General features: G+C 47.8%; 10 protein-coding genes. All 10 read right to left on the reverse strand.

Annotated features, from left to right (window positions below; all coding sequences use genetic code 11):
* Positions 1–120: 120 nt before the first annotated feature.
* Positions 121–1,143 (reverse strand): GGGtGRT protein, encoded by a 1,023-nt coding sequence (locus BO18_RS15310; RefSeq protein ID WP_034447717.1) that lies wholly within the window; start codon positions 1,141–1,143, stop codon positions 121–123.
* Between the two features lie 13 nt (positions 1,144–1,156).
* On the reverse strand, positions 1,157–1,849 hold the full coding sequence (locus tag BO18_RS15315) for an iron-sulfur cluster assembly scaffold protein (RefSeq protein ID WP_034447718.1): 693 nt from the start codon (positions 1,847–1,849) through the stop codon (positions 1,157–1,159).
* A 141-nt stretch (positions 1,850–1,990) separates the two neighbouring features.
* Positions 1,991–3,004 (reverse strand): hypothetical protein, encoded by a 1,014-nt coding sequence (locus BO18_RS15320; protein ID WP_034447719.1) that lies wholly within the window; start codon positions 3,002–3,004, stop codon positions 1,991–1,993.
* A gap of 171 nt (positions 3,005–3,175) precedes the next feature.
* Positions 3,176–3,952 (reverse strand): tryptophan synthase subunit alpha, encoded by a 777-nt coding sequence (gene trpA, locus BO18_RS15325; RefSeq protein WP_034447721.1) that lies wholly within the window; start codon positions 3,950–3,952, stop codon positions 3,176–3,178.
* Positions 3,945–5,135, reverse strand: coding sequence for a tryptophan synthase subunit beta (trpB, locus tag BO18_RS15330; protein WP_034447722.1), 1,191 nt, complete (start codon positions 5,133–5,135; stop codon positions 3,945–3,947). Before trpB ends, trpA begins: the two co-directional genes overlap by 8 nt.
* A gap of 2 nt (positions 5,136–5,137) precedes the next feature.
* Complete coding sequence (locus BO18_RS15335) at positions 5,138–5,746, reverse strand: phosphoribosylanthranilate isomerase (protein WP_034447723.1); 609 nt, start codon at positions 5,744–5,746, stop codon at positions 5,138–5,140.
* Positions 5,746–6,531, reverse strand: a complete 786-nt coding sequence (trpC, locus tag BO18_RS15340) for an indole-3-glycerol phosphate synthase TrpC (protein ID WP_034447724.1) — start codon at positions 6,529–6,531, stop codon at positions 5,746–5,748. The genes BO18_RS15335 and trpC overlap by 1 nt, the downstream gene beginning before the upstream one ends.
* A 19-nt stretch (positions 6,532–6,550) precedes the next feature.
* Entirely contained in the window at positions 6,551–7,576 is a 1,026-nt protein-coding gene (gene trpD, locus BO18_RS15345) for an anthranilate phosphoribosyltransferase (RefSeq protein WP_034447725.1), read from the reverse strand.
* Positions 7,577–8,024: 448 nt separating this feature from the next.
* The gene (locus BO18_RS15350) at positions 8,025–8,357 is read right to left on the reverse strand and encodes a hypothetical protein (protein ID WP_034447726.1); all 333 of its coding nucleotides are present in this window, start codon (positions 8,355–8,357) and stop codon (positions 8,025–8,027) included.
* Positions 8,358–8,604: 247 nt separating this feature from the next.
* The gene (locus tag BO18_RS15355) at positions 8,605–11,625 is read right to left on the reverse strand and encodes a hypothetical protein (protein ID WP_034447728.1); all 3,021 of its coding nucleotides are present in this window, start codon (positions 11,623–11,625) and stop codon (positions 8,605–8,607) included.
* Positions 11,626–11,639: the final 14 nt, after the last annotated feature.

Consider the following 11,639-nt stretch of genomic DNA (forward strand, 5'->3'; position numbering starts at 1 on the left):
CAAAAGCAATAAAATAGGGCCTCTTAAAAAGTCATTCTGACATTTGACGGTCTTTTCAAAAATGAAAAGCCCCCGGAGAATAACTCCAGGGGCAATATCATCAAATGATTATTCGTCAGATCAGAACTTGCCTGCCTTAGCAGCTTCCTCAACTGATACTGCTGTGGAAACAGTCATACCAACCATCGGGTTGTTGCCTGCACCGATAAGACCCATCATCTCAACGTGAGCAGGAACTGAAGAAGAACCTGCGAACTGAGCGTCAGAGTGCATACGGCCCATAGTATCTGTCATACCGTAGGAAGCAGGACCTGCAGCCATGTTATCAGGGTGAAGTGTACGGCCTGTACCACCGCCGGATGCAACAGAGAAGTACTTCTTGCCTGCCTCGAGGCGCTCCTTCTTGTATGTGCCTGCAACAGGGTGCTGGAATCTTGTAGGATTGGTGGAGTTACCTGTGATGGAAACGTCAACGTTCTCCTTCCAGAGGATTGCAACGCCTTCCTGAACGTCATCTGCACCATAGCAGTTAACCTTAGCTCTCGGAGAATCAGGATTCTTGGAGTAGCATGTTCTGGAGAGTTCCTTGAGCTCGCCTGTCTTATAGTCATACTCTGTCTCAACGTATGTGAAGCCGTTGATTCTGGAGATGATCTTTGCAGCATCCTTTCCGAGACCGTCAAGGATAACTCTGAGAGGCTTCTGACGAACACGGTTAGCCTTCTCAGCGATACCGATAGCGCCCTCAGCAGCTGCGAATGACTCGTGGCCTGCGAGGAATGCGAAGCACTCTGTGTCCTCTTCGAGGAGCATCTTTCCGAGGTTACCGTGGCCGAGACCTACCTTACGTCTGTCAGCAACTGAACCGGGAATGCAGAAAGCCTGGAGACCTTCACCGATAGCTGCAGCTGCGTCAGCAGCTCTTCTGCAGTTCTTCTTGATAGCGATAGCGGCACCTACTGTGTAAGCCCACTTAGCGTTCTCGAAGCAGATAGGCTGAATGCCTTCGATGAGGTGATATACATCAAGACCTGCATCTTTTGTGATCTTCTCAGCTTCTTCGATGGAAGCGATTCCATATTCAGCAAGCTTAGCGTTGATCTGGGGGAGTCTTCTCTCGTATGATTCAAATAAATCTGCCATTTGTCATTCCTCCTTATTCCTTACGCGGGTCGATGAACTTAACGGCATCATCAACACGTCCATACTTACCGGAAGCCTTCTCAAGAGCTGTAGCAGCATCGTCACCCTTCTTGATGAAATCCATCATCTTACCGAAGTTAACGAACTTGTAGCCGATAATCTCATCGTTCTCGTCGATAGCGAGTTCTGTGATATAGCCATCTGTGAGCTCGAGGTAACGGGGACCCTTAGCGAGAGTACCGTATGTTGTACCTACCATTGAACGTGCGCCCTTACCGAGGTCCTCGAGGCCTGCACCGATCTGGAGTCCGTCCTCAGAGAAAGCACTCTGTGTTCTTCCGTAAACGATCTGGAGGAAGAGCTCTCTCATTGCAGTGTTGATGGCATCGCAAACGAGGTCTGTGTTAAGAGCCTCAAGGATCGTGAGTCCGGGAAGGATCTCAGATGCCATAGCAGCGGAGTGTGTCATACCGGAGCAGCCGATCGTCTCAACCAATGCCTCCTGGATGATACCGTCCTTAACGTTAAGAGACAGCTTGCAGGCGCCCTGCTGAGGTGCACACCAGCCGATACCGTGTGTGTAACCGGAGATGTCCTTAATCTCCTTGGAGCTTACCCACTTTGCTTCCTCAGGGATCGGTGCGGCACCGTGATGAACACCCTGATGAACAGAGCACATGTTCTTGATCTCTGTTGAATAAATCATGTCTATTTCTCCTTTCCTTTCAAGGAATTTGTTGGTGGAATGAAACATAGTTTCCGAGTGTCCATTATATAAAAGTAAGGGGTGCTTTTCAACCGATAAAAAGGGCCATTTCGGCAGAAAGAAACAATTCTATGAAACGTTTCAGATGTAAAATGCCTTGTCGATCAGCCCGTACTGTTCCCTGCCCGCATCCAGAACGCCGATCGAGCCGACAGGCAGGTTACGGTTCTCCGGGATCGGCAGTGTTATCTGCATATTTGCAACGGGCTGACCTTTGACGGATACGATGATGACGAGCGAACTGTCCAGCAGATCCGAAAACTTCGGGCACTGCTCCTCCCAAATGCTGACCAGGAGCTTTTCGAGCGTTTCCTGGTCGGCATCCTCAAGCTCGACATACATCTTAAAAACAGAATAACCGGCTGACGGAATCAGGGACGCATAGTCGTCACCATACCTGTAACTGCCGAAATCAAGTCCCTCGCAATATGCTTCAAGATGCATATCCGAAGGCATATCAAACTTTTCATCAGCGTAACGGTTCAGGTCTTCACGGAATCCCTCATTCTCGTTCTCAAACTCCAGGATAAGGTATCCGTGGTCATCAAAATCACCCTCACGGTTACGGCTTACCGTAAATGAACGGTCCTTAAGCAGTATCGGGGAATATACGTTGAACTCCTCATCTTCCATATCATCGAGCTTGATCTTACAATCCGCCGCAACTTCCTCGCCGTATTTCTCGGACAGCATTTCGCGTATAACGGGAACATTCTTCGAGTAATAGACCAGTTCCCTGCCGGAATATACGAGACACGGAACAAGGATAAGCAGAACAAACACGCCTGCATATATACCTGCGGGACGTTTTACCTCCCTTGGGCGCCTGATTATATACAGCAGTCCGAACAGGATCTGATAGATGAGACAGACCGGATATACCGGGAACAGGATTGAAAACATGAGTCCCATATATCCCACTGCTTCAAAGCCGTAAACATAGCCTCTGAAAGCATCCCCGCCAAAGAAAGTGTCAGTGCCTGCAACTGCGGCCCATACAAGGATCAGGTAAGGGATAAAACTGAAATAGAATATGACAAGACCGGCTATTCCGCCGCGGCTCAATGTCTTTTCTTCACTGGCCTTCTTTCCCATCGGATACGACTTTTCCTCCATAACACTTTGAATATCAAAGTAAGTTTAGGATATCACATTTTCCTATAGGCATACAAGTTAATATAAGACAAAAGAGTTGCCTCTGAAGTGAACCCGTTACTTTCGAGACAACTCTAAAACTGTTGATCGGATTTAAGTCCCTGCCCGTATTTATCTTATCGCATCGACCATCGATTTTACATAAGCTCCGACCTTTGCAGGAGCATCTTTTCCATACTCGGCCACGATCTTTACGATGGCTGAACCGACGATCACGCCGTCGGCGCTCTTTGACATAGAAGCAGCCTGCTCCGGAGTTGAGATCCCGAAGCCGATCGCACACGGTACATCAGTTGAAGACTTGACTGCAGCGCAGAGCGACGGGATATCAGTCGTGATATTGCTCCTGACGCCGGTAACTCCTAGGCTCGATACGATGTAGATGAAGCCTGATGCCTCTTTCGCGATCATGGATATACGCTCATGTGAAGTGGGCGCGATAAGGGATATCAGGTCTATGCAGTATCCCTTGCAAATAGTATCGAACTCATCCTTCTCCTCATAAGGCACGTCAGGCAGGATGAAGCCGTCGATCCCGACCTCAGATGACTTCTGACAGAATCTCTCGATCCCATAGGAGAATACAACATTTGCGTATGTCATGAAGACCATCGGAATCGTTACACCCATCTCTGTTCTGAGCTTTCTTACCATCTCGAAAACCTTATCCGTTGTGCAGCCCCCTTCCAATGCTCGAAGGCTTGCCTCCATGATGACGGGACCTTCAGCGGTCGGATCCGAAAAAGGGATTCCGAGTTCGACTAACGAAGCGCCTGCATTCTGCATCTCAACAACGCACTGTGCCGTTGTCTCAAGATCGGGGTCGCCGCATGTGATAAAAGGAATGAACGCTTTACCGTTCTCAAATGCCCTTGCTATATTACTCATTGATATCCTCCCCTCTGTAACGCGCGATCGCAGCACAGTCCTTGTCACCTCTGCCGGAGATCGTGACGACCATAATTTTGTCCTTGGAAAGCGTAGGAGCGAGCTTGATCGCATGAGCTACCGCGTGTGCTGATTCGATAGCCGGGATGATGCCTTCCATTCTGGACAGGTACTCAAAAGCATTAACTGCCTCTTCGTCTGTAACAGCAACATACTGCGCTCTGCCTGTATCGTGGAGGTTAGCATGCTCAGGGCCGATGCCCGGATAATCAAGGCCTGCAGAGATCGAATAAACAGGTGCGATCTGGCCGTACTCATCCTGGCAGAAGTAAGACTTCATGCCGTGGAAAATACCGAGCTTGCCCGTATTGATCGTAGCAGCCGTCTCGAAAGTATCGATGCCTCTTCCTGCTGCCTCACAGCCGATGAGGTTAACTTCCTTATCCTCAATGTAATGGTAGAAAGATCCAATGGCATTTGAACCGCCGCCGCAGCATGCGAGCACGTAATCAGGAAGGCGGCCTTCCTTTTCGAGCATCTGTGCCTTGGATTCTCTTGAAATCACTGCCTGGAAATCCCTTACGATAGTCGGAAAAGGATGAGGACCCATTACGGAACCTAAGCAGTAATGAGTATCGTCGATTCTTGTAGTCCACTCACGCATGCACTCGGATACCGCATCTTTAAGAGTAGCCGTACCGGATGTTACCGGAACAACGTCAGCTCCAAGGAGCTTCATTCTGTATACGTTAAGTGCTTGTCTCTCGCAGTCGACCTTGCCCATGAAGACAACACATTCCATACCGAAAAGCGCTGCGGCAGTTGCTGTTGCAACACCGTGCTGGCCTGCGCCTGTCTCTGCGATAAGTCTTGTCTTGCCCATCTTCTTTGCGAGCAGGGCCTGGCCCAAAACGTTGTTGATCTTGTGGGAACCTGTGTGATTAAGATCTTCCCTCTTCAGGTAGATCTTTGCGCCGCCCAGATCTTTTGTCATCTTCTCTGCATAGTAGAGATTTGACGGACGTCCTGCATATTCGTTCAATAACTCCGTGAGTTCCTTATTGAACTCCGGATCGTTCTTATAGTGGTTATAAGCTTCTTCAAGCTCGATTACCGCATTCATCAGAGTCTCGGGGATATACTGTCCACCGTGTATTCCGAATCTTCCTTTTGAATCAGGCATAATTACCTCCCGTACCTTACAGCTTTAATAAATTCAGCTATTTTCTTTTCATCTTTGATACCGTTTGTCTCAACACCAGAGCTGACATCTACAGCAAAGGGTTCTAACATTCTGATTGCTTCGCCTACTGACTCAGGATCTAATCCTCCTGCGAGGAAATAGTCCCTCTTGAAATCCTTCAGGATGCTCCAGTCAAACTTCTTGCCTGAACCGGCACCCGAGTCGATCATGACATAATCAGCGCTGCTTTGTGCGGCCTTTTCGAGAGCGCCCTCTTCAGAAGCTTTGTAAGCCTTGATTACAGGACGGTCAAGAGTCCTTTTAACGTATTCGACGTATTCTTCCGACTCGTGGCCGTGGAGCTGGACCAGCTCGACTCCTGAGATCCTTGCGATACGTACAACGTTATCTATGGGTTCGTCCAGGAACACTCCGACAGGCTTTATGTCTGCCCTTAAGAGCGAGATCAGTTCATTTGCCTTATAAGGATCGACATATCTTTTGGACTTCTCGAAAAAGACAAAGCCTGCATAATCCGCACCATGGCGGTTAACAGCAATGATGTCTTCCAATCTTTTTAATCCGCAGATCTTAAGTTCTGTACCAAACATCACGTCAATCCTTTCAAAGACTTCAAAAATGCCGTCTTATCTTCTGCTCTCATCATTGACTCTCCGATCAGCACAGCGTCAACGCCGGCCTTTTCGAGAGCTTCGACTTCAGATCTCTCCTTAACGCCGCTCTCTGCAATGAAAAGCGCCTTGTCAGCAACATACTCTCTTAATCTCAGGCAGTTGGCCGGATCGACCGTGAAATCTCTTAAATTGCGGTTATTGACGCCTATTACTCTCGCGCCTTCACCTAATGCCATATCGCATTCGTTCTTATCATGTGCCTCAACAAGTGCAGTAAGTTCCAGTTCGTCGCAGATCTTAATATACTTGCCGAGCGTACGGGAATCAAGGATCGAGCATATAAGAAGGATTGCTGATGCTCCTTTTGCCCTTGCCTCATAGATCATGTACTCATCTATAGTAAAGTCCTTGCGGAGAACGGGAATCTTCACGTTAGAAGCGATCTCATCCAGGTAATCAAGTGATCCCATGAACCACTTAGGTTCTGTAAGGACAGAAATACATGACGCTCCTGCTTCCTCATATGACTTGGCGATATCAAGATAAGGAAATTCCTCTGCGATAATGCCCTTCGAAGGGGAAGCCTTCTTGCACTCGCAGATAAAGCTGATTCCGCCTTCTTTAAGTTTCTTCTCGAACTTAAAGTCCGTAGAAGGAGCGGCATATGCCATATCCATCACCTTGGATAAAGATACCTCGAGTTTTCTGTCGAGATATATCGTCCGGTTATGTTCTGCGATCTGTTCGAGAATATCAGCCATGGGGAATCCTTATTTTCGATTAATTATTAGATTCTTCAACAAACTTGTTGAGTGTTTCAAGAGCAGCGCCGGAATCGATCAGGTGCTTAGCCTGGCCAACGCCCTCTTCGATCGTCTTTGCCTTGCCTGCTGCATAGAGTGCAGCACCTGCGTTCATGCATACAACGTTTCTCCTAGGGCCTGTGATCTTGCCTTCGAGGATTCCTCTTGTGATCTCAGCATTTTCTTGAGGAGTGCCGCCTACGATATCTTCCTTTGTGGCTCTCTCGAAGCCGAAGTCCTCAGGCTTGATCTCATATGTTGTGATGGTTCCGTCAGCTCTTAATTCTGCTACGAATGTTTCAGCTGATCCGGAGATCTCATCGAGCTTGTCTTCACCGTAAACAACGAGTGCTCTCTTAGCGCCAAGAGACTTCAGAACGTGAGCTACGGGCTCTGCGAGGTACTGGTCGTATACGCCAAGGAGGTAGAAATCCGGCTGTGCAGGATTCGTCAAAGGTCCGAGGATATTGAATACCGTTCTGAAACCCAATTCCTTACGGATAGGTCCTACGTACTTCATCGATGTGTGATACTTCTGTGCGAAGAAAAAGCAGAAGCCGACGCTCTTTAAGAGCTCTACGCACTTCTCGGGTTCAAGATTGATGTTTGCGCCGAGAGCCTCAAGGCAGTCAGCAGTTCCTGACTTTGATGAAGCTGCACGGTTTCCGTGCTTTGCGACCTTGATGCCAGCCGAAGCTGCTATGAAAGCTGATGTTGTTGAGATATTGAAGCTTCCTGCCCTGTCTCCGCCTGTTCCTACGATCTCAAGGACTTCCATATCGCCCTTATCTACCTTTGTTGCGTGGTCACGCATTGCAGCTGCGCATCCGGTGATCTCATCGATGGTCTCAAATCCAGCGCTCTTTGTTGACAGTGCAGCGAGGAATGCAGCGTTCTGTGTCGATGTTGACATACCGCTCATAATCTCGTTCATTGTCTCGTAAGCCTCATCGTATGTGAGATCCTGCTTGTTTACGATCTTCTCAATTGCCGCCTTAATCATTTTTCTTTCTCCTTTCGGCCAGTTAGTTGGTTTCTGCAGGAAATAAAAAATCCCCAGCAGGAATTATAGTGTTCCTGCCGGGGACGAATTAAATGCTAATCCGCGGTGCCACCCTGGCTTTGCGTTTGTGAGACGCACACTCATAGGATACCAACATATCCCGGACTGCTTACGCGAGTCTTACGTTGCACATTTAATGCACCCTCCGCGGTCCATTTGATAATCCGTTTCCCGCTTCACTCTCAGCATCGGAAGCTCTCTGTAGGGTCTGCAACTACCTTTATCTCCGCATCAACGGTTTGATTGTTATGACAAAAATAATACTGTTTGTACGAAAAGTCAACAGTTTTCCAGGATAAAAAGAAGCTGACTGCCAAAATGATGTAAGTCACCAGGCTGTGTCAACTTCTTTTATTTGTTTTTTACTTAATCTGCACTTGCATCATTATCAGGACGGATAGAAGAACTGTTCGTATTTACATTTAAGCTCGAAATCCTGAACTTTTACTTTTCTCGGATACCACTTTGCCACGAAGTCAACCAGAAGCTGATGATCGCCGAATCTGTAGAATTCCCTGCAGATGATCTTTGTTGTCTCTGTGATGTCCTTTGTGAGTCTTACTACATACATTCTGTAGTAGATGTACTTGCTCTCTTCGAGGCTGAGGCTCAGCATGTCCTTATCTCTGATCTTCTCTACATTGCATCCGGGACCACCACCGGAAACCATATCCAACTCTTCCTTACCGATCTCTCTTTTGTCTAATCTAATATCTGTCATTGCCGTATCCTCCGTTTTTCTGTGTTTTTGTTTGATGGCTTCATTATCAACGGAAAACGCAGCCCTAACAATCGTTAATGCGTCAGCGGTCTGTGGCTTAAGCAACACATCAGAGACGGAGTGTTGCTTAAAGGAAAATTATTCCTGCTGTTTTTTGAAAAACAGAGTTGAAGGGCTGCCTCTTAAGTGAACAGACAACTTATGAGACAGCCCTCCTTAACCCGGTAAACGCAATCAGCTTGCGTTATCAACAGCTTCCGTCGTAAGTAAACTTCGTGTTATGGAAAAAGTATTCATCGTGTACATTCTCGACGCTTCCGTTTCTGACCGATACGGCCGTATAGAGGAACGGTGTGTCTGCAAACTGCGCGCTCTTGATTATCTTTATGTTCCTGACATTGACTTCCTTGGGAGCTCTTAACGGCTTTTGGTAAACAGTTCTGTTATTAAGGAAATCCTCGTCTATTTCGATGTTTGATATGTCCACATTCATGAAAGGACATGAGAACACCTGAACGCCGTATCGGAAGAATGCCGAGCTCGTCACATCACTCGCGTCGATCGTCATGCCGTCGATGTTTACTTTCGTCGGCATTGTGCAGTAATACTCAACGCCGTCCTCAACTATAGTGTCATATGCGTATGGATAAGCGGGATTCGGATTATAGTTCGAGAAGATGACATAAGGCGTATAACGTTCCCCGATGTACCACCTGCAGTTCTTTATATTGATATTGCCTTCCCAGTAGCTTCCGAAGTCCCTTCTCAGGGTAATAAAATGTTCCGCATAGGAAGTGACGTTCTCTATGTTCATGTCACCGAATCCTACCGCGGCGATACCCATGTAACCTACCGTTGAATCCTTTACGGTAAGGTTATACGTACCCATATGAGCATCGATCCTGTTTATCCTGCTGCCGTTCTGAACGGTGATGCTCTTGCAGAAATTGGTTCCTGTTGTTCCCCATCTTGCGGCGTCCATTATTCCCGTTTCATCGTAACGCACAGCCGGCAGGTTCTTATCGCCTCTTATGACCGCTGCGGCATATTCATCGTAGAAATCGACTGACTTAGAGCATACGCAGTTGTCCAATGTGATGGCAGCAGCATACTCCGCATAATAATCGTAAGGTGCAGTGCTGTTAACGTCACTGTTGTAGTTATATACCCTCAGGTGGTTTGTCAGAACACAGTTCTTAAGAGTTACATATGCGCAGTGATCGAGGACAAAGAATCCCTGATACGGCGCGCCCAGCCTTGCGTGATAACCGCTCTTTCCCGAATCGAGAGAATAGTAGCTTGTGCCGGTAAACTGCTTCTCTTCACCTGCGAGATAATGCTCAACACCGTCTATAACAACATTCGAACGAACGATGTTGATCCCTCTGCGGACATATTCATGCGAATCGAGCGTATTGACTATGGTCGTGAAGACGCCTCCCCTGACCGTTAATGTTTTCTCATCGATAGGATATTTCTGGATCAGGTAGATATCATTGTCCCAGTTCCACTGAACCGGTGTTGCGGAATCTATTGAACCGTCCCTGTTTACGATGATGACCTCTTCCTGTTCACGAGTGCCGGCAACCGCATTTGCAGAACCGTTCCTTCCCCATCTCTGGACCTGAGACTTAAGCACGTAAAGCGCCTTTTCCGGGAAGGCGCCGTAGCTTCCGACGCTGAGCTGCGTCTGTCCTTTATCGATCTTATGATTATCCATTGCATAAGCCAGTGCGGCGGAATAGGAATTATAAACAGGATAATCCGAAAGAGCCGGGCTTAAGCCGAGATTTATCTTCTGATAATCAGGATGCGATGCCGGCAGATCCTTTTCGTATTTCCAGGTCCAAGTTCCGTCAGCCTTCTGCGTCCAGAACAGGTTCGGATTCATCCATTGTTTTACATAAGGCTTGCTTGGTTCGACGGTAAACAGATAACAGTTCTTTTCCGCCAGCGTCATCTTCGAATCGTCAATGATAAACTCCGCTCCCGTCCAGTCGGTCTCAGTCATTATCAGAGCGCCTTTGGTATTGTTCTTATCCATGTGTCCTATATAGTAGACCGCTCCCTGATCAGCCTTTACCGGAAGACCCTTCGCGTTTGCTTCTGCATGAGTCTTTACAATGGCATCGTAATCGTCAGTCTTTCCGTCGCCCTTTGCGCCGTACATCTTATATGTGACATAATCCGTGGTGATCTCGACGGGATCTTCAACAGGCTCATCTACCGGGTCATCAACAGGATCTTCGACAGGGTCGTCTACAGGATCATCTACAGAATCATCGACAGGGTCATCCACAGGATCATTTCCCTCGCCGCCTTCTCCCGGATCAAGACATTCCCGGAATGCGGCATAGTACCAGTAGATACTCTTTACGAGCTTGAAAAGAGGATCTTCCGAATCGCTTCCGGCAACGAGATACGCATAACTCATGACACTGTATTTAAGCGTAGCCTCAGCGCCGTCGACAGTAGCTTTCACCTCATAGGGATGAACGATATCCCAGGCTTTTATTCCGGGGATCTCTATGTAGCAAAGGCCTTTCTCCTCATCGTATAAGATCTCGGAAGGTTCACCGTCGATAAGGATCTCACATGAATCATAATACCTCGTAACAGCATAATAATGACGGATGGCAATGGTATCGGAGAGCACGAGACTCGTTCCGTAATACGTTGTGCCGTCAGCGATCTTTCCGCTCAGTTCCGGAGCATACTCCGAGAAATCCGCATCAGTTATATCGACGGGGATGGAACCTGCACCCGAAAAATAATATTCGGCACATGTTCCGTAATCGTCGATCGCTTTTGCAAGACGTCCCATTTCATCTTCACGTTCTTCGAGTCGCAGGAGATAATCCTTTACCGAATAACAGACGATTCCGTCTTCCGCACCTTCATTCTTCAGATCGACTTTATTCGTCACGGAATACAGCGTGATCGGGAGTTTTTTCGATATCTCGTTCGGACTCACCGGATGAGAGATCTTATAAGTTCCGTCCTCCTGCTTCCCGTTGAGTTCGTATGTTGCTCCGTCAATGATGACGCTGCCGTTCTCAGCCATACTGTCACTGATCCCGCCGAGGAATACATTCAGGCCCAGCGTTCCCTCACCGACAGTAAGCGAAAAACCTTCGACCCTGGCTTCGTCTTCAGTGGCAAATGCGGTATGCCCGAGTCCCGGGAACACAAGTGAACCTAAGACAAGAGCAGCACTAAGCACCGTCAGCATCAGCCGTTTTGAAACCGTCCTCACTTTTCCTTCCATCTTATCCTCTCCTT

This window comes from Butyrivibrio sp. AE2032, from assembly GCF_000702965.1.